Source organism: Streptomyces sp. NPDC059718 (genome assembly GCF_042733315.1).
In the GTDB taxonomy this organism is placed as follows: Bacteria; Actinomycetota; Actinomycetes; order Streptomycetales; family Streptomycetaceae; genus Actinacidiphila.
The window spans coordinates 1-23,672 of record NZ_JBHWGA010000065.1; the positions used below are offsets into that span (position 1 = coordinate 1).

The 23,672-nt window shown below is 67.3% G+C and carries 23 protein-coding genes and 1 pseudogene; 16 read left to right on the plus strand and 8 right to left on the minus strand.

Annotated features, from left to right (window positions below):
* Positions 1 to 179: 179 nt before the first annotated feature.
* A protein-coding gene (locus tag ACFV3E_RS41785) for an IS3 family transposase (protein ID WP_500541049.1) occupies positions 180 to 1,432 on the minus strand; the annotation gives its coding sequence in 2 pieces (ribosomal slippage) (positions 180 to 1,150 and positions 1,150 to 1,432; 1,254 coding nt in all).
* A 50-nt stretch (positions 1,433 to 1,482) separates the two neighbouring features.
* On the opposite strand from ACFV3E_RS41785, the pseudogene ACFV3E_RS41790 reads away from it, so the two are divergent.
* The 9 genes and pseudogenes from ACFV3E_RS41790 to ACFV3E_RS41830 form a co-directional block, all read left to right on the plus strand.
* Positions 1,483 to 1,644 (plus strand): annotated as a pseudogene (locus ACFV3E_RS41790) (DNA polymerase III subunit beta); the annotation flags it as partial.
* Positions 1,645 to 1,670: 26 nt separating this feature from the next.
* Positions 1,671 to 2,042, plus strand: a complete 372-nt coding sequence (locus ACFV3E_RS41795; protein WP_500541134.1) for a hypothetical protein — start codon at positions 1,671 to 1,673, stop codon at positions 2,040 to 2,042.
* Positions 2,043 to 2,059: 17 nt separating this feature from the next.
* Entirely contained in the window at positions 2,060 to 2,623 is a 564-nt protein-coding gene (locus tag ACFV3E_RS41800) for an AAA family ATPase (RefSeq protein WP_500541051.1), read from the plus strand.
* Positions 2,620 to 3,402 carry a hypothetical protein gene (locus ACFV3E_RS41805; RefSeq protein ID WP_500541053.1) on the plus strand — a complete coding sequence of 261 codons (783 nt, stop codon included), beginning with the start codon at positions 2,620 to 2,622 and terminating at the stop codon, positions 3,400 to 3,402. Before ACFV3E_RS41800 ends, ACFV3E_RS41805 begins: the two co-directional genes overlap by 4 nt.
* A gap of 83 nt (positions 3,403 to 3,485) precedes the next feature.
* A complete protein-coding gene (locus ACFV3E_RS41810; RefSeq protein WP_500541055.1) occupies positions 3,486 to 4,079 on the plus strand; it encodes a DUF1643 domain-containing protein in 594 nt (197 codons plus the stop codon).
* Between the two features lie 48 nt (positions 4,080 to 4,127).
* Complete coding sequence (locus tag ACFV3E_RS41815) at positions 4,128 to 4,361, plus strand: hypothetical protein (protein WP_500541057.1); 234 nt, start codon at positions 4,128 to 4,130, stop codon at positions 4,359 to 4,361.
* Between the two features lie 378 nt (positions 4,362 to 4,739).
* On the plus strand, positions 4,740 to 5,075 hold the full coding sequence (locus tag ACFV3E_RS41820; RefSeq protein ID WP_500541058.1) for a hypothetical protein: 336 nt from the start codon (positions 4,740 to 4,742) through the stop codon (positions 5,073 to 5,075).
* An 820-nt stretch (positions 5,076 to 5,895) separates the two neighbouring features.
* Positions 5,896 to 7,506 carry a serine/threonine-protein kinase gene (locus ACFV3E_RS41825; protein WP_500541060.1) on the plus strand — a complete coding sequence of 537 codons (1,611 nt, stop codon included), beginning with the start codon at positions 5,896 to 5,898 and terminating at the stop codon, positions 7,504 to 7,506.
* A gap of 304 nt (positions 7,507 to 7,810) precedes the next feature.
* Positions 7,811 to 8,431, plus strand: a complete 621-nt coding sequence (locus tag ACFV3E_RS41830; RefSeq protein ID WP_500541062.1) for an L-threonylcarbamoyladenylate synthase — start codon at positions 7,811 to 7,813, stop codon at positions 8,429 to 8,431.
* Positions 8,432 to 8,900: 469 nt separating this feature from the next.
* Here ACFV3E_RS41830 and ACFV3E_RS41835 read toward each other — a convergent pair whose 3' ends face one another.
* Both ACFV3E_RS41835 and ACFV3E_RS41840 read right to left on the minus strand, forming a co-directional pair.
* Positions 8,901 to 9,788 (minus strand): ParA family protein, encoded by an 888-nt coding sequence (locus ACFV3E_RS41835; RefSeq protein ID WP_500541064.1) that lies wholly within the window; start codon positions 9,786 to 9,788, stop codon positions 8,901 to 8,903.
* Positions 9,789 to 9,829: 41 nt separating this feature from the next.
* Positions 9,830 to 11,236, minus strand: a complete 1,407-nt coding sequence (locus ACFV3E_RS41840; protein ID WP_500541066.1) for a ParB/RepB/Spo0J family partition protein — start codon at positions 11,234 to 11,236, stop codon at positions 9,830 to 9,832.
* 262 nt (positions 11,237 to 11,498) lie between these two features.
* Between ACFV3E_RS41840 and ACFV3E_RS41845 the strand changes: the two genes are divergently transcribed.
* On the plus strand, positions 11,499 to 11,678 hold the full coding sequence (locus ACFV3E_RS41845; protein WP_500541068.1) for a hypothetical protein: 180 nt from the start codon (positions 11,499 to 11,501) through the stop codon (positions 11,676 to 11,678).
* Positions 11,679 to 11,924: 246 nt separating this feature from the next.
* Here the strand turns inward: ACFV3E_RS41845 and ACFV3E_RS41850 are convergent, their stop codons facing one another.
* Positions 11,925 to 12,191: a hypothetical protein gene (locus ACFV3E_RS41850; protein ID WP_500541070.1), complete on the minus strand. Its 267-nt coding sequence runs from the start codon at positions 12,189 to 12,191 to the stop codon at positions 11,925 to 11,927.
* A gap of 27 nt (positions 12,192 to 12,218) precedes the next feature.
* Between ACFV3E_RS41850 and ACFV3E_RS41855 the strand changes: the two genes are divergently transcribed.
* Positions 12,219 to 14,720, plus strand: a complete 2,502-nt coding sequence (locus ACFV3E_RS41855) for a helix-turn-helix domain-containing protein (RefSeq protein WP_500541072.1) — start codon at positions 12,219 to 12,221, stop codon at positions 14,718 to 14,720.
* A 948-nt stretch (positions 14,721 to 15,668) separates the two neighbouring features.
* On the opposite strand, the gene ACFV3E_RS41860 is transcribed toward ACFV3E_RS41855, so the two are convergent.
* Entirely contained in the window at positions 15,669 to 16,001 is a 333-nt protein-coding gene (locus ACFV3E_RS41860; RefSeq protein WP_500541135.1) for a DUF8825 domain-containing protein, read from the minus strand.
* 255 nt (positions 16,002 to 16,256) lie between these two features.
* Here ACFV3E_RS41860 and ACFV3E_RS41865 point away from each other — a divergent pair, with 255 nt between their 5' ends.
* The 4 genes from ACFV3E_RS41865 (at position 16,257) to ACFV3E_RS41880 (ending at position 21,514) form a co-directional block, all read left to right on the plus strand.
* Positions 16,257 to 17,873, plus strand: coding sequence for a hypothetical protein (locus tag ACFV3E_RS41865; RefSeq protein WP_500541074.1), 1,617 nt, complete (start codon positions 16,257 to 16,259; stop codon positions 17,871 to 17,873).
* Between the two features lie 424 nt (positions 17,874 to 18,297).
* The gene (locus tag ACFV3E_RS41870; RefSeq protein ID WP_500541076.1) at positions 18,298 to 18,570 is read left to right on the plus strand and encodes a hypothetical protein; all 273 of its coding nucleotides are present in this window, start codon (positions 18,298 to 18,300) and stop codon (positions 18,568 to 18,570) included.
* The gene (locus ACFV3E_RS41875) at positions 18,567 to 20,741 is read left to right on the plus strand and encodes a hypothetical protein (protein WP_500541078.1); all 2,175 of its coding nucleotides are present in this window, start codon (positions 18,567 to 18,569) and stop codon (positions 20,739 to 20,741) included. The genes ACFV3E_RS41870 and ACFV3E_RS41875 overlap by 4 nt, the downstream gene beginning before the upstream one ends.
* The gene (locus ACFV3E_RS41880) at positions 20,738 to 21,514 is read left to right on the plus strand and encodes a hypothetical protein (protein WP_500541080.1); all 777 of its coding nucleotides are present in this window, start codon (positions 20,738 to 20,740) and stop codon (positions 21,512 to 21,514) included. Before ACFV3E_RS41875 ends, ACFV3E_RS41880 begins: the two co-directional genes overlap by 4 nt.
* Positions 21,515 to 21,666: 152 nt before the next feature.
* On the opposite strand, the gene ACFV3E_RS41885 is transcribed toward ACFV3E_RS41880, so the two are convergent.
* From ACFV3E_RS41885 to ACFV3E_RS41895, 3 genes are all read right to left on the minus strand, one after another.
* Positions 21,667 to 22,014, minus strand: coding sequence for a hypothetical protein (locus tag ACFV3E_RS41885; protein ID WP_500541082.1), 348 nt, complete (start codon positions 22,012 to 22,014; stop codon positions 21,667 to 21,669).
* A 233-nt stretch (positions 22,015 to 22,247) separates the two neighbouring features.
* Positions 22,248 to 22,415 (minus strand): DUF8636 domain-containing protein, encoded by a 168-nt coding sequence (locus ACFV3E_RS41890; RefSeq protein WP_500541084.1) that lies wholly within the window; start codon positions 22,413 to 22,415, stop codon positions 22,248 to 22,250.
* A gap of 130 nt (positions 22,416 to 22,545) precedes the next feature.
* Positions 22,546 to 23,025, minus strand: coding sequence for a DUF6233 domain-containing protein (locus ACFV3E_RS41895; RefSeq protein WP_500541086.1), 480 nt, complete (start codon positions 23,023 to 23,025; stop codon positions 22,546 to 22,548).
* 227 nt (positions 23,026 to 23,252) lie between these two features.
* On the opposite strand from ACFV3E_RS41895, the gene ACFV3E_RS41900 reads away from it, so the two are divergent.
* Positions 23,253 to 23,609 carry a peptidase inhibitor family I36 protein gene (locus tag ACFV3E_RS41900; protein ID WP_500541088.1) on the plus strand — a complete coding sequence of 119 codons (357 nt, stop codon included), beginning with the start codon at positions 23,253 to 23,255 and terminating at the stop codon, positions 23,607 to 23,609.
* Positions 23,610 to 23,672 lie beyond the last annotated feature (63 nt).

Sequence of the window (23,672 nt, forward strand, 5' to 3'; positions counted from 1 at the left end):
CGACATCCCGCTCCTCCATCCCGCCAACGACCATAGCCATCAACAAGACAAACGACACTGTCACGCCCGAATCACGACTTTCCCAACGGAGTCCTTTAGGGCGGAGAGGATGTCAACGGATCAACAGGCGAGCCATCCCCTACACGGCGATGTGAACCGTTCCGGGTTCGATAGAGATCTCAGACGTTGTGTGTGACCTGGGGTTTCGTGGTTGTGAGGTAGTGGCGGGCTTCGTATTCGGCGGGTGGGATGTGGCCTATCTCTCCGTGGAGCCGGGTGTGGTTGTACCAGTCGGTCCACTCGGCGGTGGCCAGTTCGACCTGTGCCAGAGACCGCCAGGGTCGCTGCGGCTTGATCACCTCGGTCTTGAAGAGCCCGATGGCGGATTCCATCAGGGCATTGTCGTAGGCGTCGCCGACCGAGCCGATCGAGGCGGCGATGCCGGCCTGCTCCAGATGCTCGGCCAGCGCGAAGGACGTATATTGCGACCCGGCATCGGAGTGATGCACCAACTCGCCCGGAATGGGCGGGTATTGGTCGCGGTCGCGCTGCCACAGTCCCATGTCCAGGGCGTCCAGGACGAGCCGGGTCTGCTTGGTGGTCGAGGCGGACCAGCCGACGATCCGGCGGGAGAAGGTATCCACGACGAAGGCGACATAGACAACCCCGGAGAACGTCGCGACGTGCGTGAAGTCGGCGACCCAGCAGCGGTTCGGCGCGCCGGCGACGAAGTCACGGTCGACCAGGTCCGGCGCCCTGGGCGCGGACGGATCGCAGATGGTGGTGATCACCTTTTTTCCGCGGACGGCGCCGGTGATGCCGAGGTCGCGCATGAGTCGTTCGACGGTGCAGCGGGCCACATCATGGCCTTGGCGGTTCAGGTGCCGCCAGATCTTTCTGGCCCCGTAGACACGGTAGTTGGCGTCGTACGCCTCCTGGATAAGGATCTTCAGTTCGGTGTCCCGCAGGGTGCGGGCTGCAGGCGTGGCCTGGCGTTTGTGGTGGGCGTAGTAGGTGGACGGGGCGATCTTGCAGTCGTGGTCGGTCAGAACACGGCAGATCGGCTCGACGCCGCCGAAGCGGTCCCGGTGCTCGTCGATGAACGCTACGAGCGCGTGTGTGGCCGGTCGAGCTCGGCCGCGAAGAAACTCGCCGCGGCCTTGAGGATCTCATTTGCCCGCTTCAGCTCGGCGATCTCCTTCTTCATCGCCTTGACCTGCGCGGACTCCTCCGTTGTCGTCCCTGGCCGGGTGCCGGCATCGATCTCGTCCTGGCGGACCCACTTGCGCAGCGTCTCGGTCGTGCCGATGCCCAGCTTCTGGGCGACCGCTTTCATCGCGGCCCACTCGGTGTCGTAGTCGGGCCGCACCTCGGCGACCATCCGCACCGCACGACGGCGCAGCTCAAGCGGGTACTGGGAAGGACGTGCCATAACTCGATCCTCTCAAATGATCGAGTCCCTACCGAACCCGGAACGGTTCAATGAGCGACGCCCCGACCAGCCCGCTGATCGTCCCCGCCAAATCGCTGACGGACCTCGCCAAGTCCCTGCCCAGCACCGGACAGGTCACCCTCGCCCTGCCCTCGACGGGAGCGATCGGCATCACCAGCGACGGTGTGCACGCCACCAGTCGCTGTCTCGACGGCAAGCTGCCCCGTACGACGGGCTCATCCCCACCGACTTCGTCAGCAAGGTCGCCATCGACTCTGCGTCGTTCGGCGACGCCGTGCGCAGCGTGGCCCTTGTTGCGGAGGGCAAGTCCTCGCAGTTCAAGCTGGACGTCACCTCCGGGTCCATCACTGTCCGCGGTGGCACGCGCGACACCGGCCGGGGATCGGCCCGTATCGACGCCGAACTGACCGGCGACCCCATGACCATCGCCTTCAACTCGGACTACCTGCTCAGCGGACTCGACTGCATTGACGCCAACCAGGTCGAACTCCGGCTGACCACGCCGACCAAGCCCGCACTCATGGTCGCTGCCAAGGACTCCGAGCCGAGCACTTGGGCCCTGATCATGCCGATCCGGGTCACCGGCTAGCCCCCACAGGACACCCCGTGACGCCCGCCGGCAACAGCAGTACCGACCCGGGCACGCTCGCCCTGCGGCGCCATCTCGAGACCACCCGCTTCATCGGTCTGGTCGTCCTCATCGGCGCCTCCGGCTCCGGCAAGTCCCACCGGGCTGCCAAAGCCTTCGCCCCCACCCAGATCTCCAGCCTCGACCACTACCGGGCTCTCGCCTCCGACGACGCCGGCAACCAAGACGCCACCGCTGACGCGGTCACCATCCAGACCCTCATCCTGTCCACCCGGCTCCGCCGCGGGCTCTACACCGTCGTCGACAACACCTCCGTCGAAGCCGGCCACCGCGAGGACCTGATCGCCCTCGCCCGCGATCACGGCCGACCCGCGATCGCCGTCCCGATCGTGACCGACCTGGACACCTGCCTCGCCAGGAATGCCCTCCGGCCCCCCGCCCGGCGCGTGCCCGACGACACCGTCCGCTGGCAGCACCACCTGGCCACCGAATCCCTGCCCCACCTGATGAGCGAAGGCTTCACCGCCGTCTACCCCATCCACTCCCCCACCCCGGCCGACCCCGACCAGGAGAACGCATGACGCCCACCGCCCCGACCTCCGCCCTGACCGACACGCGCGCCGCGCTGCTCCGCGTCGCGTACACCACCCCCCACCCGGAATACGCCCGGATCTGCACCGCAGGCGACACCGCATTTGCCGCACTCGCCGCGAGCGACCCCGAAGCCGCCGAACAGGCCGCCGTAGCCGTCCGCCGCCACTCCCCCGGACTGGACCAGAGCCAGCGGGCCCTGGTCGAGGCCCAGACCTTGGGCGTCGACACCGGCAGCTGGGAGCAGCGCCGGACCCGCCTGCACGACCTCTACCTCGCCTCCTACCGTCCCGGCGACGGCCCCGTCGACCAGGCCCGCGGTCTGCTCGCCCACCTCACCCGGCACCAGCCCGCCGTCGCCGCCGCGCTCATCGAGGTGACGCGAGGCCTGGACGACACCTGGGTCCAGGACTTCTTCCAGGCCCGGACCAGCGACGAGGTTCTGACCCGGGCCGGCAGCGGCAGGCTCCCGAAAGTCGCTCCCTACGACCGCGACGCCGAGGAGTGCTGGGCCTGCGGCGAGGCTGAAGGCCTGTGCCGCTACCACTCCGGCCAGCTCGCAACCTGGGACTGGTTCCACCAGATCAAGAACCTCCTGGACACCGACCCGACGGCCCGCAGCATCGTCGAGAACGGCCTGCGGGAACTCGAGCTGGACCCGACCGACGGCTTCACCTGGTTCCGGGCCCTGACCGACGAGGACATCTACACGAGCCTCGAAGCACGCCTCGCCGAGCTCAGCGACGCCAACACCGACCAGCCCACGTGACACCGAGGCGCCGGCCGGGCCCGCGAGCAACACCGCAGCCTCGGCCGGCGCCACCCGCAACCCCTCCCCCACCCGGAGGCCCCGTGCACGCCGCCATCACCAAGTGGGCCACCACCCACCGGCTCACCGTCCACGAAGACGGGACCCTCGATCCGACCACCGCCGACCTCGCCGTTCAGGACTCCGCCGGCACCTACCGCTACGCCCTCACACGGAGCTGGGGGTCGGGCCCGACAGCCCTGTACGTGATGCTCAACCCGTCGACCGGGACCGCCACCGACGACGACGCGACCCTGCGCAACTGCCGTGCCATCGCACGACGCCACGGATTCGGCAGGATGGTCATCCTCAACCTCTTCGCGCTCCGCAGCCGCGACCCGCGCGCCTTGCACTCCCACCCCGATCCGATCGGGCCAGCCGCCGACAACGCCCTCACCGAACTGGTCCCGCTGGGCAACACCGTCATCGCCGCCTGGGGCCAACGCCACAGCGAGCTCCACGACCGGGCCGCGACCGTTACCCGGATGCTGCGCAAGCAGGGAGCCGCGATCCAGTGCCTCGGTACGAACCGCGATGGCACTCCCCGCCATCCGCTGTACCTTGCCGCAGGGACGCCCCTGACCTCGTACGAGCCCCAATGCGCAGCCGGCGCCGACGCTCACGAAACTCACCGATGACCCACGACTGCGCGGAACGCGGTCGTCGCCCGCAAGGAGTACACGACGATGACCGCAGTCCAATGGGCAGGCGAATGGGAGCACGCCGCCTGCGGCGCGAGCGGTGAAGACACCTGGGACGACGAATCCGCCCCGTACTCCCATCACGAATGCGCAGAAGAGGCGAGCCCCGTCACCTGGTCCGCCGAGTGGACGTGCGGAGACTGCAGCGACTCAGGCGGCGTCGACATCGTCGACGACGGCTCCGTCACTTACTCCGACCAGGAATGCGCAGAAGAGTGAGGACCATGCGGGCTGCGCAATCAGCGGGCGGCGGCCGCGGGGAAGGACCCTGGTGCATTGCGCATCGCAGGTCAGAGACGTTTCAGGCCGTTGGCAGCCTCCTGGCCTAGCCAACCCCGAGCGCTGTCGCGAGCCCTCACCCCAACGGGCGCGAGGTCGACAAAGCGGCTCATCGGTTTCTGGCAGAAACCCGTGCGCCAGAACCAGGCTTCCCGGCCGCGCCGGTGCCAGCGCCCCGCATAGGTGACCGGACACTTAGTGTGCAGCCGGTGCGCAGACTCTTCGCTTCAGCTGGCGCAGATTGCGCAAACGCGATTCCCCGCTCCCACAAGCATCTGAGACGTCATGATGGTCCTCCACGAGCCAGGGGGATCTCCCGTGACCGCACCTGCCGACGTCATCGCCAGAGCACTCGACTCCAATCACGGCCTTGCTCTCTTCACCATGGGGCAACTCCGCGACATCCATGCCCCGTCACGGTCCCGCGGAAGCGAGCCTCTTAGCGCCCAAATAAGCAGCGCGCTCAGCAGCCAAGGCATCCACCACCTGCCAGCTGACTTGCCCACGCACGAGGACAACAGCGTGGTGCTCTATCGCAGCGCCGGACTGATCGGCCACCTCATCGCGGCCGCGCACTTGTCCGGCCCCTACGAAGATCCGGCGAGCGCCTTCATGCCACTACTTGCCGCGGCGAGCATGCTGAACCATGGATGACGGGAGATTCGGATGGCGTGGCTGGGTTGGAGTTGCGGTGGGCATCCTGGTGGTGTCGACCGCTGTCGGAGGCATCCGTCTGCTCGGTGAGCTCATCCCGTCCTCATGGCGGACATCAACGCCCACCCCTTCGCCTACTGGCGCATGGTGGGAGTGCGCAGAGGATCCAGAGACTGGCGAAGTCGCCGATTGCTGGAAACGACGTCCGTGATGCGACGGGTTCCCTGGCGGTTGTCCTTGGCATCGAGGCCCGTGAACGAGGTCAAGTTCGTTGAGACGAACACGCATCTCTGCACGGTTTGGTGAGATCGATCGAACTCCGATGAGACGGGACACCGACTGGCTCACCGGTCTTCGTCAGTCGACAAAGCTTCTCATCGGTTTCTGCCAGAAACGAGGCAGAGCATCGGGACGGCGCTGATGACTGCAGTGGGCCATCCGGACGTCCGTCGGTGCACAGCTGGCCTCACCGGAACACCGCTGCGCAGCTCGGCAACCGAGCGCCATCGCTGCGCATCGCAACAGCCTCGGACCGCCAACTGCGCCACCACCGACGTCTCTCACGCAGCCAGCCCGATGAGTCCTCGAGGGGAGTCCGATCGCTGACGTGGCGCGGGTTGCTTGTGGCAAGATGCGCTGGTGCCAAGGGGGGGTCCTGACGCACGGGTAGGGCAGCAATCCGGGTGCCACTGCGCACCGAGTGACGCCCTGCGCTGGTCTGGCTGGGAGCTCACAACGTTCAGGACTTCCATCGTTGTGAGCACACTGCTATCTCCCCTGCCACCCAGCCAGACTGCGACCACTTCACGGAGCGCCTCTCATGTCCATGCCGCGGATACAACCAGCACAATCCGGCGACCCTTCCCGCATCGGTGTGTACCGGATCATCGGCCGCCTTGGATCGGGAGGCATGGGAACGGTCTACGCCGCGCTCACGAACAGTGGGGAGCGGCTCGCTCTGAAAGTCGTACACGCCGCCCAAGCCGGAGACCCGGAATTCCGAGCAAGGTTCCGCCGTGAGGTGGCACTATCCCGCCGCGTGCAGGGCCCCTGCCTAGTCTCACTGTTGGACGCCGATACGGAAGCTGGCAAGCCATGGCTGGCCACCGCCTACGTACCGGGACCGACGCTCAGTGAGTACGTCACCGCGCACGGACGGCTGACCGGCGCCCGCCTGTACGCCTTTGCAGCCGGCACAGCAGCTGCCCTCATGGCCGTTCACGGCTTCGGCGTCGTGCACCGGGACATCAAGCCCGGCAATGTCATCCTCGCCCCAGATGGACCGCGGGTACTGGACTTCGGAATCGCCCACACACTGGACGGCACGGCAGTCACCCGCACAGGAGTGATGACAGGCACCCCAGGGTGGATCAGCCCTGAGCACTACCGCACCGGCGTCGCAGGCCCGGAGGGTGATGTCTTCGCCTGGGGAGCTCTCATCGCCTACGCGGCCTCCGGTCGGCTTCCCTTCGGGTCAGGATCTCCCGACGTTGTGGCCTTCCGTGTCCTGTCCGAAGATCCGAATCTCGGCGACATCCCGGATGTCCTACGTCCCCTAGTTGGCAGGGCATTGGCCAAAGACCCCGCTGAGCGTCCGTCCGCTGCCACGCTGGTCGAGGAGTGCACAAAGCTCCTTAGCGCGGAGGCCACCCACGTGCTGGACCCTGCCGCTGCCGTCGCAGGGGCAGCACCCACGTTGGTGGCTGACCTGGTCGCCGCTCAGTGGGACATGCCGACGCTGGACGACTCGACCTGGATCGTGGAACAGCGCCGCAGCAGCCGGCGCCGGACTGTGCTTCTCGCCGCCGTGGGGCTGTGTGTGTTCGCCGCTGCCGCTGGCGGCAGCTACCGCATTCTCAATCCGGGAGACGACAGAAGCCACGGCCTGGCGCCCACGGCCGATTCCTCGAGCCAGCACACCACAGTCACAACCTCGACGCCGAGCCCCCTGGCCGCCGCCACAGTCAGCCCTGTTGACGCCTCACCAACACCAACCCTTTCGGCCAGGGCGCCACGGCCTGCCTTCACCCGCGCCGACATCGGGCAACCCACGATCGAGGAGTGGGTCGACGCTCATGACGGCATGACGACCGACGAGCACGACATAACAGCCGACATCAACCGCGACCTGCGCGACTACCTCACCACCGAATGGGGCCTCGCCGAGGGAGCTCACGTCACCTTTAACGAACCAGCGCAGACGATGTTCGTCACCGTCGGACCGTCCCTGACAGTCGCCGAGAACGGCGGGGACAACACCGAACTCATCCGTAGCGTGATGTTCGCTGGCTGCTCGTACGGGAATCAGGAGCTGACGACCAACCTCACCTGGCCATATGGCCGCGTGGTCGTTGTCTACCAGGAGTCGATGGCCAACCCGATGATCGCCGACTATCGAGTTGTCACCAACTCGATGCGCTGCCGCGTATGACCCCGGCCGCGAGGTCGGCAGAGCGACTCAGGGGTTCTGTTTCTGTCAGAAACGACGAGACCGGCACGAGCGCGTCCGTCTCAACGAAGTCGGTCACTCTTGTCCTGTCCCAGCGAAGATGCACCGGTCTCACCGAAGATTGACGACTGAGCTGTTCGTCTCATCGAAGTTTCACCTGACACAGCTGCTGGCTGCGGCTTCCAGGAGCGTGGGTGGCAGGTCTTGTCCGTGTCCGAAGTGGTAGTTGCGACGACGGGGCGCGGCCCCGCGAGTGCGGCACCCCGGTACGGCATAAGCTCGGCAGATGGCGAAGTACTTCGACGTGCACCCCGAGAATCCCCAGCCACGCAGCATCGCCCAGGTCGCCGACGCGCTGCGGTCGGGAGGACTCATCGCATACCCCACCGACTCCTGTTACGCGCTGGGCTGCCGGCTGGGCAGCAGGGACGGCATGGACCGAATCCGCGCGATCCGCCACCTCGACGACCGACACCACTTCACTCTGATGTGCCGGGACTTCGCGCAGCTGGGCCAGTTCGTGCAGGTGGACAACGACGTGTTCCGGGCCGTAAAGGCGTCCACGCCCGGCAGCTACACCTTCATCCTCCCGGCCACCCGTGAGGTGCCGCGCAAGCTGCTGCACCCGAAGAAGAAGACCGTGGGTGTGCGCATCCCGGACCATGTGGTCACCCAGGCGCTGCTGGCCGAAATGGGCGAGCCGCTGCTGTCCAGCACACTGCTGCTGCCTGACGAGGAGGAGCCGATGACTCAGGGCTGGGCGATCAAGGATCGGCTCGATCACGTGGTGGATGCCGTGGTCGACTCCGGGGACTGCGGCACCGAGCCGACGACGGTAGTCGACTTCTCCGGCGGCGTGGCAGAGATCGTACGGCGCGGCGCGGGAGACGCCGCGCGGTTCGAGTGAGGCCGCGAGGCCGGTCACGAAGGTATGGATCTTGCCTGCAGCATGAGACGTGCATGCCGCCCCGATGGCACCAGCCTCCCGCCGCTGATTCCTCGGGAGGCTTCTCGGCATGACCGCCGTACAGGGGACAGCCGTCGACATCACGACCGAGGACGGCACCCCCGACGCGTAGCAGTCACTGCAGGTCAGGCCCAGCTAGGGTACGCGGGGCCTCATCACCGGTTGCCCGCGCAGGTGTAGCCACCGTCGCCCCGCCCCTCGCAGCCTCAACAGCCGCGAACGCAGTGCACCGGTCAAGCTCCAGTGAGAACGGTCAAACTTCACTGAGACGGGACAACTCCAGCTGACCTGTCTCAATCGACCAGGCTAGGTAACAGTGAGACCCCAGCAGGGTCGGGATGACTCACCCGGTCCACTGGGGCCTCACGTCATTCGCCGTGCGACGGCGAGGTTTCTGACAGAAACGCGGCTACTTCCGAACAGGGAACCCGATGCGGTCGAGGATCTGCCCGTATGTCGTAAGCAGCGGCGAGGACGGTGCCCAGAACGGCAGGGGCTCCTGCGCGTCGTATGCCTCAGGGACAAGAACGGAACCCTTCACCATCGGCATGATCCGGTCGCCGAACATCTCAGCGGCCTCTTCCTGGATGGCCTTGTAGAACTTGCCCTGGCTGTCGTGTTCCTTGGCCTCGTTCATGATGAAGATCGAGGCCTCAGGCGTGCCGTCCCAGTCCTCCCACCGCTCGCGAACCTGGGCGATCTCGCCGGCGAGAGCACGCGCGCCGCGCAGTTCCTTGCGTGTGGGTTTCATGCACACCGTAACCTCGGTGGCGGCCACCAGCAGTGAAACGGAGAGTCGTCCCAGAGACGCTGGGCAGTCGAGCCCGACGAAATCGAACTCTCCCTCCTCGACCCCACGCTTCAATGCCTTCTGCAGCCACAGCGCGCCCTGGTCGTCCTGGACCAGCTCGCCGTCGGCCTGGGCCATGGCCTTGTCACCGCGCACCAGGAACAGTCCGGGGATCTCCTCGAAGGCATCGTCATCGTCGCCGGCGGCGACACGGGTCCGGGCGGGGACCATGGCGTCCGCGAGCTTGGCGCGACCGAGCATGACGTCGTGCACCGTCGCGACGCCGTCGGGTACCTGGTCCCCGTCGTAGCCGAACCAGTAGCTGGCGTCGGACTGGAGGTCAGCGTCGATGATGAGGCCGCGGTAGCCACGCTGGACTGCCAAAGTCCACATGGTGACCATGTGGGTGGTCTTCCCGACGGAACCGGCACGGTTCATGTTCGCAAAGACCGGCGGCAGGGACGGCGCGTACAGCGGTCGTCTCGGGGTGAAGACCGAATCGGTCATGGAAGTCTTCCTAGAGGTAGCAGGGCTTGTGATTTCTCAGCTCAGGAGAGCTGGCTCTTCTCCCAGTCGGTCGGCACGTAGGCGCCCGCATCGATGAGATGGCGCACGTGTGCCAGGTCGCGGTGGTCCCACCGTCGGCGACGGTCCGAAGCTCGGAGCTCGTCTTCGGCCAGGGCCACGGCGTAGGCAAGGTGAGCCGTGAGTACACCGTCGGAGTTGAGAAGCACGGCGTCCCGGTACGAAACAGCGCCCACCGCGGATGCGTTCGCTGCGCCAGCGGTCTGCATCCACGTGTGTGCGCGTGTGAGTGCGTTCTTGCTTGCACTGGACAGGACCGCAGCGGCGATCCGGACCGTTGCGGGGTCCGTCTGGGCTGAGTCGAAGCCGGCAACCAGCTTGGCGCACACCTCGTTTCGCTGTGCACTGGCCGTTGCACGCTCAGCGTCCTCTGACGGGGGAGTGGTCTCCGACTTCTGGCTCGCATCGGCCTGCGTTTGGGGAGTCGTCAACGGCTTCGCCGTGGACGACTCGGCTGACGCACTCGCCTTGACGGCAGGAGCCGTGCGGGCCCCGGGAATCCCCGCACCTGCAGCTTCCGGAGCCCCCTCACCGACAGCGGTCGTGGTTTCTGTCAGAACCACCCCACCCTGCGCGTCACCTGCGACGCTGCCGCCGATGGCCACCTGCGGCACAGCACGGCCCTTGGCTGTGCCACCCGCCAGGACCTGATTTGCAGCCCCCTTGGCATCCAGGCCACCAGCCGCCAACAACTCGCAGGCATCAGCAAAGAGCTTCTCGTCGCCCGACCCGAGGGCGATCAGCAGGTTGTACGCGTTGTCGATGCTGACGCGCTTGCTGCGAACGATCACACGAGCGCTCTCGGGCAGCTCCAGCAGCTTCACCCGCTTGGTGATGTGCGCCTTGCTTCGGCCAGTCGACGCTGCGATCTCCTGATAGCTGAGACCGTCCTCGGTGTTGGATCGACGGTAGCCCTCACCTTCCTGGAAGGTGTCGAGCCCCTTGCGCTTGAGGTTCTCCTCCAGCATGACCAGGTTCAGCCTGGCCACCAGATCGTCCTGAACATCGATCCGGATGGTCTCGAGACCCGCGGCAAGGGCCGCGCCCAGACGCCGGTGGCCAGCCATGACGACGTACCGCGCCGAGCCGATCGTCTCCCCATACTCGGGGAAGCGCTCCAGGAACGCCTCACGCGACGCAACGACCAGCGCCTGGATGAGACCGACCTCCGTGATGGAGGCGACCATCTCCGCTTTCTCCTCCGGCGTGTCCCAGAGGTCGTCCCCACGAAGGTTGCGAGGGTTCGGAGTGACCTTGTCGATAGGGACCTCGCGCCCACCGCCCCGTGCAACCAGGGGCTGCTCTTTGAGAGCAACGGGTGCGGAATCCTTCGGCGCGTTGCTCGAAGCACCCGGCCTGCCGCGTGGCATTGGACCTCCATCTGTCGTGGCTACTACCAAGGAACGATAGCGGGATTCTCCGAACCGATCGGGGATTGCTCCGCCAAGCGCACGTTGCCGCTACGGGTTTCTGACAGAAACGCCTCTCCACAGGAGCGCCAGCGATGGCAAAACGGGGCTATAGCGACGTCTTGATGATTTTTGGCGTTTCTCTGGCAAACCAGTCGGTCTGCCGGTAGAACCGTGCCACAGCCGTAGAACCGGGGGAGTGGCAGTGCCAGACAAAGTGAGCGTGCCAGCACCAGAAGACACCTACGAACTCGTACCGCTGGGCTCACCCGCAGGCACCTACAACCTCACGGACCTCCGGATCGCACGAGACCGGCAGCGCGCCAGCAAAGTCACCACGGCACCACTGTCCGACATGGCCGGCTCGCAGCTCCCCTGGAGGACCCGCAGCGGACCCCACTGAAGCTGACTCAGCAGCACGGCGCCTCCCAACACCACGTCACTCGCGATGCTGCGAGCCACAGCGAGAGCACTGACCCTTCCCGCGTCACCTGCCAGATGAGGCGCGGCATGGCGCGGGTCGAGGAATTGGCACTGCGCAACTGCCACCACCTGGCGAACCCGGACATGCCACAGCCTGTAGTGGGCACTGGCTGTCCCCTGAATGCGCATCGCAGGTCAGAGGCACAATGCACAGGTCTTGCGACCCTCACGTGAACAGTTCACCGAGGGCCGCAGTCATGGCGGCAGCCAGGGTGAGGACCGCAGTGAACGTGATCGCGGCGTGCTTGAGAGCGGTGGGGTACGTGGCGCCGTCGAGGCGCGCGAGTTTACCCGCAGCCCCGGCCGCCAGTGCAGCCACGACGAGCACGAAGGCGATGGTGAGCAGAACGACGGCGACCGACACGGCAGGCTCCCGGTGTGCAATGAATGGGACGTTGACGTGGTCGAAGGTCGCCGATTCGGTGTGCGTCAACGTTCACTGCCGGAATGATTGAACTTGATGAACACCGAAGAGTCCCGGGAGCGCGCCCAGATGCATGGCGAGCCACACGAGAACAACCCGGCACTCGCGGAGCTGCGCCAGCGGCTTCGCGACAGTCAGAGCCGAAAGGGCTTGGAGCTGTCGGTCCTCGCAGGGCTGGCTGGCCTCAGCCGCACAACGGTGTACAACGCGCTCAAGGACGGTGAGGCGACACCGTCCGAACACACGGTACGGAAGCTGGCCCGGGCTCTGAGTCTGGATGCCGACGCCATGGTGAGGTTGCGGGGGAAAACGGCGGCCTCGAAGACTGCTGTCCGGGCAGGGACAGACTCGGCCGGGCCGGGCCGGCCGATCCGTGATTGGGATCCACACGATCTGGAGGTCCACCCCGCTGGCATCATCGATGGGGGTCGCATAGCAGGGGTGGGGGAGCGCCGCGACCTCCCCGGTTACGTCACCCGTGACCACGACCAGGTCCTCGCCACCGCCGTAGAGAATGTCGCGGCGGGGCACAGTCGGATGGTTGTCCTGGTCGGGTCCTCATCGACAGGAAAGACGCGGGCATGCTGGGAAGCCGTACAACCACTCAGTGAAATGGGGTGGCGACTGTGGCACCCCTTCGACCCGACCAGAGCTCAGGCAGCGCTTGAGGAACTGCACCGCGTTCAGCCGCGTACCGTGGTGTGGCTGAACGAGACCCAGCACTATCTCGGCGAGCCAGGCGCAGGAGAACACGTCGCCGCTGCCCTTCATAGCTTGCTTACCGACCGCCAACGAGGTCCGGTCCTGGTCCTGGGCACGCTCTGGCCCGAGTACGCCAGTGCGTACACCGCCCGCCCGCCGTTTGATCAGCCCGACCATCACAGCCGCGTCCGAGAACTCCTCGCTGGCCGGACCCACAGCGTCCCGGACACCTTCAGCGCTCGAGCCCTCGAGGTGGCAGCCAAATTCGCAGAAGACGGCGACGACCTGCTGGCCGACGCCCTCACCCGTGCCCGCGAACACGGCCGCCTCGCCCAAGACCTCGCCGGAGCCCCGGAACTCCTGGCCAGCTACCATCGCGGGACTCCCGCGGCCAGAGCAATTCTGGAAGCGGCGATGGACGCCCGCCGCTTGGGGGTCGGCCTCAACCTGCCGCAGGCCTTCCTCACCGATGCGGCGATTGACTACCTCACTGACGCCGACTTTGATCAGCTCACCCAAGATTGGGCGGAAGCGGCATTCGCGGAGCTCGCGAGACCTGTCCACGGTAAACAAGCCCCCCTGCGTCGAACCCACCGCCGCCCTACGCACCGACCGCCAGGCCTGACTCCTGCGAGTTCAGGGGAGACCTTTTCAGGCCCAGCGTTCCGGCTGTCCGACTATCTAGAACAACAAGGCCGCAATACTCGCCACCGTTGCTGCCCGCCCGGATCCTTCTGGAACTCGGCCTACACTCACCTCACCCGTCCTGACGACCTCCGCAGCCTCGGTCAAGCAGCCGACGACAGGCACCGGCTGCAGTGGGCCCAAGCCCTGTTCCAACGCGCGGCTGCCACTGGCGACGCGAACGCCTTGCGGTGGTTGGCCGAGCTGCGGGAGGAGACGGGTGACCAAGCGGGCGCCGAAGTCCTGTTCCAGCAGGCCGCTGACGCAGGCGACGGCGTCGCCCTACGAAGGTTGGCTGGACGACGGAACGAAGCGGGTGACCGAGCTGGCGCTGAAGCCCTGCTGCGGCGGGCCGCTGACGCGGGCGAAGGCTTTGTGCTCGAACTGGTGGCCCAGTGGCGGAAGGAAGCGGGTGACCAAGCGGGCGCCGAATCCTTGCTACAGCAGGCTGCTGACGCGGGCGACAGCTACGCCCTCGGTCTGCGGGCCCTGTGGCGGAAGGAGACGGGTGACCAAGCGGGCGCCGAAGTCCTGTTCCAGCAGGCCGCCGAGCGGGCCGCTGCCGCAAGCGATGCGGATGCCCTGCGGTGGCTGGGCCAATGGCGGGAGGAGGCTGGTGACCAAGCGGGCGCCGAAGCCTTGTTCCAGCAAGCCGCAGACGCCGGCGACGACTACACCCTTCGGCGATTGGCCGTGATGCGGAAGGAGGCCGGTGACCTGGAGGGCGCCGAAGCCCTCGTCCAGCGAGCTGCCAACGCTGGCCTGACCTTCGCCTTCCGGTGGCTGGCGGCGGCACGGGAGGAGGCCGGTGACCGTGAGGGCGCCGAAGCTCTCTTCCAGCAAGCCGCCGACGCCGGCGACTACATCGCCCTGCGGCGATTGGCGGCGGCACGGGAGGAGGCCGGTGACCGTGAGGGCGCCGAAGCTCTCTTCCAGCGAGCTGCCGACGCTGGCTACACCTTCGCCCTTTGTCTTTTGGCTCAGCGCCGGGAGCAGGCTGGTGACCTGGCGGGCGCCGAGGCCGTGCTCCAGCGGGCCGCCGACGCGGGATGCACGCCCTTGATGACACCCCTGCCAGGGGGGATCTCACTCAAGAGCCTTTGGCCCTACGGGCTGAATCCGGATGGCACTCCAACCGAACCCTGGCAATGATGCTGGTGCGAGCACCCGAGTGTGCGGACGGCGCCTGTGCGCTGCCCTCCATCGGCTCGTTGCCAGCCTGTTCCAAATTTTGTCCAAGGCGGCTCGACCAGCGACCAGTTTGTACTCAGTAAGCGCTGGGGGAGTGGTCGGCAGGAGCGGGCGAGGGTCCCAGCCGCGGGCCTGTTCCTGGGCGAGTACGGTGGCATCGCCGAGGATGCTCCGTACGCGCTCGGGGGCCGCGGCCGCAAGCTGGGCTGCAGTGGGGATGCCGCACCTGCGAAGCTGTTGGGCGCGGTCCCGTCCGACTACAGGTAGCGCCTCGGTCGCCAGCACGTTGAGGAAGTCGCCGACCTCATCTCTGGTGAGGTGTCGGATACCGCCCAAGGGACGCGCAGTCGTGGCAGCGAGACGGGCCAGCAGCGGGTTACGTGCTCGACCATAGGAGACATAGAGTCCGAGCTTGTCGCGCGCGTACATATGCAGAATGCCGGTGACGAGCTGTGGAGGTTCGCCACGAGCGGCCAGAGCCCCGAGATGAAGGTAGAGGCCAGCCGGCGGCCGGGCTTCAACGGTGTCGGTTAGCTGGAAGGCCAGGCTGACCAGCTGGTCATGAAGTCCGGGCGCGGTGGCCAGGTTGGGGTGGAGCCGCGCGTACACGACCAGGTCCTGGTCCCCGTCGTCGCTCATGGCATCAGCGTTCGGCGGGGGAGTGACCGCCGGGTGACCCGGGCACAGAGGCCTGCGCGTCTTCGGGGGCACTGGCTTGGTTCGGGACGCGGAACGGGTCCAGGGCTGGGGCGGGGCCCAGCGCCCGTGCCGGGGTCTCCTGCTCAGGGCTCGAGAACAGCGAGTCGTTCATAAGAAGCTCTTTCTCCTGGGACCGCCTGCCAGGGGAGTGGCCGGCAAGGCTCGTGTCGGTGAGGACGGTGTGGCCAGGTTGGGCGTTGCCGCACCGGATCAGGTCGTCGAAGGCTCCGTCTTCCCTGCGCGCTTGAGAGCCATTCGTGCTTCCACGAGGTCCTCCCGGGCGTACGTCGACCAATGTTCGTGGCTCTGGATCTTCTCGGCCAGGGTGCGCTGTAGCTCCTGGAGTTCCGCGACGCGGGCCGTGTCCTGCTCGCTCCACTCATCGGTGTATCGGGGCAGCTTGGCGTATGTGGCTGCCAGGTCCTTACGGGCTTGGACCAGCTGCCGCTCAGCGTCGATCAGTTCAGGTGTGACTGGTCGAGGTGGATGGCACTGGCGGAGCCTGCCGGACAGGCACGATGCGCCGTGGCGGTCGCGATAGATGGCACCGTTTGGTCATTATTGTTGGCACTCGCTCGCGTTGGTCGGCCCATCTGTCACCGGGACCAGGGTGTCTGCCGGTCAACGGCCTCGCGCATCCCGAGGCCGTGCCGACGAGGCGCCGGTGTCATCCACCTCGACCAGTCACGAACGGCCGAGCGCGGCATATTCGCGCTCCCGTGTCAGTCCCCGCTGTCACACTGCAACCATCCCCATCGCAGGGGTGGCTGACCTAATCGCCGACGAGAGGACCGATGCGTGGCGGCCGACTGGGACGCACTGGACTGGACATGCCCCACGTGCGCGGCTTCGCGCATGAAGACGTGCACCACGAAGGACGGCCGCCCCCGGCCCACGCACCTCGCCCGCCGCCTCACCTCGATCCTGCTGCAGTTCGCCGTATGCCGCGGTCGCGGCCAGCCGCCCGCCGAACGCGCCCAGATCGTACGATCCCTAACCACGGCCCAGGAGTCGGACACGTCCGCCCGCGAGGGCTACCTGTGGCACCAGGCCGCCGACGAGCTGTACCTGTGGGACCAGGTGGTGGCCGCGGCCGGCCAGCATGCGGCGGCCGCCGTCGAGGACCACCTCGACGGCGACGAACTTCGCGACGCAGCCCAGCAGGCCGCACACCGCATCACCCAGGCACGAGACCTCCTGCACGAATGGCACAGCGAGCGCGCAGAGTATCCGCTCGACGAAGAACTCCTGGCGTGTGTGCTGCGCCCCGCGCCGAGCCTGCTCGCCCGTGCCCGGCGCCGCGGCGACCTTCAGCGACTTGAAGCCGACCTCGCGCGCCGGCCCGTGCACCTCGACCGGCAGGGCGGCACCTGGGCAGCAACGTGGCACAGCGACGGCACCCTGACCGCGCACCGCGACGACGGTCTTTGTGTACGCGGCTGGAGCGCCACCCCCGACGCCACCGAGCAAGCCCTGCAGTCGTTCGAGGCCACCAGCCGCCACCGCCCACAGATCACCCTGACCTTGCATGGCGAACGGCCAGAAGCCCCCGCCGCGGGCAGTGACCCACCCGGCATCGATCGGGTGGATGTCCTGCGCGCCTTCGATACCGACCGCGCCGCGCTCGACGCCACCGTCGCCGCCATCACCCAACTCCAGCGGGCCTGGCCCGAGCACGAGATCAGCGATCGGGTGCGCGCGGCCACCACCCAGCTCCAGGCCAGTGCGCCGCAGTCGCCGCATTTCAACCTCTACAACCGCCAGCGGGAGCATGACTGGGCAGCCAGCGAGAGCGCCGCCTGGGTGCGTACCGACGCCATCGTGCACGCCATCGACGAGGTCTGGGGCGACTTCGACCGGTCCGAGGCGTCTCGCGGCCCCAGCTGGATACCCCGCGCCACCCGCGAACTGCTCACCACCAACCCCGAGCGGCTCGCCACGTTCCTCCGCTACCACCTTGCTGAGGAACCAGCAATCTCCCTCAGCGTCATCAACGGACCGGCCGGACCGCTCTACAACGTCTCCACGGGCGGCGCCCATCGCACACACCTTTTTCGGATCTTGGGCCTGCCCTGGATGATCGCGAAGCTCTATGCCCGCATCCCACCCCGCCGGTTCGACGTCGCTTCCGTCATCGACACCGCCAAGGGCATGACCGAGGTCGAGCGCGTCGGGCGTGGCTGGCACACCCTGCTCGAGCGCGGCTTCCTCCACGGCCGCATCCGCTACGAAGGCGCCTTCGCCGTGCTCGACCTCGACCACGCCCTCGCGCCGTGGCTACTCGGCGACGCCGCCCTCGCCAGCGCCTACAACACGGCCTACGAGCGCGTGTACCCCGGCGTACTGACCGAACTAGGCATCCCCGCCACCGCCTTGACCGGCCGCAAAGCCTGGGAGCAGTGGCTGTACGGCTGACGACCACCAAAGACGCGGCATGGGCCATCGGCGTACGCCTGTGACTGGTCGCGGTAGATGGCACCGTTTGGTCATCGTTGTTGGCACTTGCTCGCGTTGGTCGGCCCATCTGTCACCGGTACCAAGGTGTCTGCCGGTCAACGGCCCCGCGCATCCCGAGGCCGTGCCGACGAGGCGCCGGTGTCATCCACCTCGACCAGGTGTCATCTATCGCGACCAGTCACATCAGGAGGGAAGTCGTACTTGGTGCTCACGGGCGCACTGTACGTCTGTTCGATTTTCAGTTGCCACATGCCGCGCCGCTTGGCACCGCTAACCCGTGTTCCTGATGGGTACACTCAGCGTCTCTAATGGGGCCACTGAGTGCGCCAAGCGGGTACACTAGTAGGCATGGGGCAACTCCTCTGCCCCGTGGACGTTGACCTTGGGGGTTGTCATCGAGCAGGCATCGCTGGACTGGATCGACGTCGCCAGAGAAGAAGCGGCGCTTCAAAAGGACCTGATCGCGCAGCTCACTGCATCGCGTCAGCGTCGCGCAGCCGCGCTCCAGGCCGGGATCGCAGCCCTGGGGAACGCCGCAGCGGTCGGCAGGGTGCTGGGGACTCCCGGACCTGCCGTCCGGAAGTACATCAGCCAGCACGCGACGGACGCGGAAGGCCCGGGGGAGTCCGCGAACGCGGGGGAGGGGCCAGAGTGAGCGGAAAGATGGATGCCGAGGCCTACAAGAAGGGCCTCACCGAGCTGCGTGCGACCCGTGACGAGATCCGCGAGGTGGAGCGGGAACTCGCGCCGCTCCTGCGTGAGCTGGAGAAGCTACAGAAGCAGCGGGACGCGCAGATTGTCGCGCTGGGCGGTCACGACAAGGCCAAGGCCGACCGGATCGCCCCGGCAGCCGGGCTGACGATCAGCGACGTCGTGTTCCTGGTGCCCGCTCTCGCTCCGGACACCTCACCGGCCGCACCCACCGAGCAGGCCGCACCGGCACAGCCCGCCGTGCAGTCGCCTGGCGCTATCGCCCCGGTCCTGCACCCTGCTGGCGAAGACGTTGCCCTCGCGGATTCCGCACCCGTAGCGGAAGAGGATGCCGCGGCGCCGTCGGCACCCACGCCGGATGCCGGACCCGCCGAGCAAGCCGCGCTCCCGGCGGCTCAGACGCCGGGAGCGGACCGGGAACTGCCATCCATCCCGGCAGGCGAGCGAGGTTACGCCTGGGCAGCCGTCCAGCCGCGGGTGGTCTCGCAGCGCCCTCGGTTCACCCAGAACAGCTGGGACACCGCTTTCCTCGACGCCGAGAGCGGCGTACTGGTCCACAAGAGCAACTCCACCCGGATCGACCTTGGTTCGCGGAGCGCCGCTGACCTCCTCACCGCGCTGTCCGCGGTGCTGCCGGAGTCGGTAGAGCGGGTCTACATCACCGCGGGTGACCCGTGGCACCGGGACGCGGACCGCTACCCGCACCTGACGGACGCGGTCGTGGCCTGGCTGACGGCGCCCACGCCCGGATGGAGCGAGGCGTCCGGTGGGGGACAGGCGAAGGCGAAAGACAAGCTCGCCGGGCACTATGTGCACGAGCGGCTGCCGGTCGGCCGGTGGCAGCAGGGCGGGCGGCATCTGGAGATCTGCCCGATCGGGACCTGGTTCGATGTCGAGGGCGCCGATCCCGCCGTCGTCCGTGACGCGTTCGTGCAGCTGTGGAAGGCGCTGAAGGAGCAGTGGCCGGACGTGGTCCTGCTCGGCAATCCCGCCAGGACCGGCCGTGACCTGTGGTCGCGGACCATTCCCACCAAGACGGGTGCCAGGTGGGCCGACGGCTACCCGGTGATGTCGACCGAGATCCGTGCGCTGCTGCACGCCACCGCCGGGCAGGGCCGCACCGAGCTCATCACCCCGCCCCGCGTCCCGGAGCAGCTGCCCCGCCTGGTGGAGCTGGACCGCACCTTCGCCTACGCAAAGCACACCTGGACCGGGGGAGTGGGCGCCCCACAGCGGGTCAGCGCCGCCACCTTCCGAGCCTGGTCGGAGAAGGAGCAGATCAGCGCCCTGTACAAGCCCTCGCACTGGCAGATCAGGGTGACAGTGCCCGAAGGCTGGCGCCACGTCGGCCTGCTGCCGGCACCCGTCACCGGCGACGCCGCCTGGGCCTACCCGAACGAACCTGGCAGGAGTTTCGTGACCTGGGCCGGGGGAGCGGAGGTCAACCTCGCACTGCGCAACCACCTCTCGCCGTGGCGGATCGAGATCCTCGACGGCCTGGTGTGGGAATCGGGGTCCCCGCTGCGGGACTGGGCGAACAAACTCAAAACCGCCTGGACCCGGCTGCGCGCGATCGCTTCGCTTCACGGAGACGAGCACCAGCGCCTGGCCTGCCACCTCGCCTCGCGCGGCGTGCGGGCGATCCTGCTCTACGGCGTCGGCGCGTTCGCTCAGCGCCCCCGCACCACCACCGGCACCGTCTCGGTCAACGAACCGCAGAAGGTCCCGACCGGCGCGGAGATCATCGCTACCGACGGCGAGACCATCACCTGGCGACGTGCGACGTACTCCTCCGACCCCTACGCCCACCCGGAGTGGGCGGCCGGGGTGTGGTCCGGTGCCCGCGCGGCGCTGCTGTCCACGAAGATGCGTGAGGACAACGTCTCGGTTGGTGCCCTGCACCTGCCGCCCGGCTCGATCGTGGCCTTCCGGACCGACGCCATCTACACCACCGCCGGGGTCGACTGGCCGTATCACGAGCAGCCCGGCGACTACCTCCTCAAGGGCCACCTGCCCGGCCCGCTGTCCGCGCCAGCCAACCTCACCGAGCTGATGGCGCTGCGGGACACCGGCCGCGAGCACCTGGCCAAGGCGCAGGCTGAGGGGACCCGGTGACCCCTCGCAGGCGACGGGGAACCGGCGGCCGTGGTGGCGGCCGCCGGGGCACCCCCCAGCAGAACGAGGCTGCACGCCTCACCCAGGAGCTGATGGACGCCGGCCTCACCAAGAAGGACGTCGCCGACATCATCGGCCGGGATAGCTCGCTGGTCTCGCAGTTCTTCACCAAGGGCAAAGGCGCCTCCTTCGAGACCGCCCTGCGGCACGTCGTCCAATCCGTGCAGGCCGACGGCATCACGGACGTCCAGCAGCTCAAGGCGATCGCCGGCCGCGACATCACCCGCCGTACCGCCCGCCCGCTGCCCGGCGAACGCGTCGGCGGCAAAGCGCGCGTGCGAACCAAGGACATCACCGAGACCCCGGGACACTCCGCCATGGCCCGGGCCGGAAAGCAGCACCTGGCGTCCGGCGGCTCCCGCCTGGCCAAGGTGATCGCCCACACCGCAGCCGTCGGAGGGAACCTCGCCTTCACCGTCCGGGCCCGCAAGGGCGCCTTCACCATGGACGCTGGCCGCCGCGACGACTCACCCGGCCTGCGCCGCAACGTCGTCCAACGCCGCGACGGCAGCGAGGAACGCGCCTACGGCAAAAGCCTGGGCGCCGGCCAGGGCCCGGGCGGATTCGACGCCCAGGAGTTCAAGAACCGAGTCGACCGCGCCGGCGGTGATGTCACGGCCGCCATCGTCGGTTGGCTGGTGGAGACCGGTCGCCTCAAGCCCGGCTCCCAGCTGACTCACCTGGAGATCCGGGGCTGGAAGACCCAGGACTGACCGCAACAGCATGGAGGGGTGTGACTGAGCGCTTCAGTTGGCGAGTGAGTGTGTGATTTGGCGAGTGGAGGGGTGCTGTTGGTTGGGCGGCGTACGAATCGACGGCTCCGTCACGACCTTCGGTGTCATGTGCCGGGTCCGTGGTACCCCCCCTACTTGGCCAGGCCAATAAGGTCGTCGATGCTCGTGACGCCCACGAGTGCGAGTGCAGCGACGGAGATCCCTACCATCGTTGTCCAATATGTAGCATTAGTACTTTTCCCGGCCTTTACGTCATCCCATAGATGCTCTGAGATAATCATGATTGCGGCGAAAGGGCCAAGAAAGAGGACCACGCAGATCAGGCCCTCCACTATTGAGAGTGGCTTGCCCCATACGCCCATTGCGGACAGCACCTTGAAGGCCAGAACGCCACCGACCACAAACCCGATAATGGCCCAGAGCAGTGGTAATCCTTCACTGGAACTCACTCGGCTCTGATCGCCGTTGTCATCCGCCACGCCTGCACCCGCCCCCGGTCACGTATGATCCAGGCCCGAGTATCCAGGCCAACTGCTGCACACTCAAGCCAACCTGCTCTACGCACTGCCTCACGGAACACGCGGACGCCTCGCCAACTGAAGTGCTCAGTCACAAGGGGGCTGACCGGCAGATGCCGGTCAGCCCCCTCCGTCTTCCCCTTGCTCCACGACCGCGATCAGATCAGGGCGCAGGTCTCAAGCGCGTCGTGGTCTCACCCCGAGCGCTTCGAAAAGATCGGGACCGCCACCACGCTGACGTTCGATTTGCCCTCCGCCTCCAGAGCCGTTTTTCGGTCCTCGGCGGCGTTGGCCCCGTACGGCACCACCGACGTGACGCGAGTGCCGCCCGGCCCGTCCCACTGCACCTTGAAGTTCTCCACCCGCACACTCTCGCACCCGGGTACGACAAGGCCCCGCCGCGCTCCGACGGCCCATGGCCATGAGGTCGGGCTTCGATCCTGCGGCTGCCACCCTGCGGCTGCCACCTCGAATGATGCACTTCTGGGCTACTTACTGCAGGGCCACGATCAGTGCACGCTCCGGTCGGCAGACCGGGCACTGCCCGGCGTCGGGACGCTGCAGCACGTGCCAGGCCTGCTCGGCCGTGGCGTCCTCCCGGCCACCGCGGATGCTGCCGCAGTCCCCCCGGTGCACCACCAGAAGGGGTCCTTCCTGGCCCGGGACTTGGGTGCGACGCTCGACAATCCACTGCGCTACGTGCCCGGCCCGGGTGGTACGGACCTGTGTGTAGTCCTCCCCTTCGACCGGAGTGCACGCCTCAGCCGGCGCCCAGAACTCGATCGGGGAGGGCAGCGGCTTCATGACGCCATGGACGTCGCTCTTCTCGATCAATGTCGCCGCGACTCGGTACCACCAGGAACCGTCGTGCTCCTGCAGTCGCTCCATGACCATCGCGCGCAGGTCCTGACCATCGGGTAGCCGCACCGTCACCCACGGCCCGACGCCGTCACTGTCATCTGCGCTGGTCATCGCACCACGCTAGCCGCGAGCCCGGCTGTGAGCGGAACACGCCCGCGGCCCTCGCCTGATTCCGTGTATTCGGCCCACCCGTTTCCCTCTCCCACCGTTGCAGACACACGGACCTCGCACGTCGGACCGCGACTTTTCCCTCTCTTGAGCGATTGTCGCGGAATGTCCAAGATCGCGATGATCGGTGCACGCACCAGTCAGTCTGTCCAGCGAAGGAGTGCGCCAGTATGCCCACCAGGCAGTTCCTCCGGATTGGCCTCGCCGCGGCAGCCGCCATGGTCCTCATTCCCGTATCAGCCACGCACAGTGCCGCAGCCACGTGCACTCCCGATCACCTCTGCCTGTACCAAGACGGCGTCCGGGGACCCATGGGGTCGTTCGTCACCGGCACTGACGACACGGGCCGGGTCGGTCTTCCCGGCGGCGGCTACCAAGCTGATAACCGGACCACGCAGGATTGGTGTCTGTGGTCCAAGACCGATTACGAGGGCAAGAAGACAGTCGTCAAGCCCGGAGACTCGGTCCGGCTTCCCTTCGCCGCGCACTCCCTGCTGCCCGAGAACACATGGCGCTGCATGACCTGAGCAGCGGATCGGGACCACAGAGTCGGCACGCGCCTGATACCGCTCTTCTTTCTTGATCTTGCT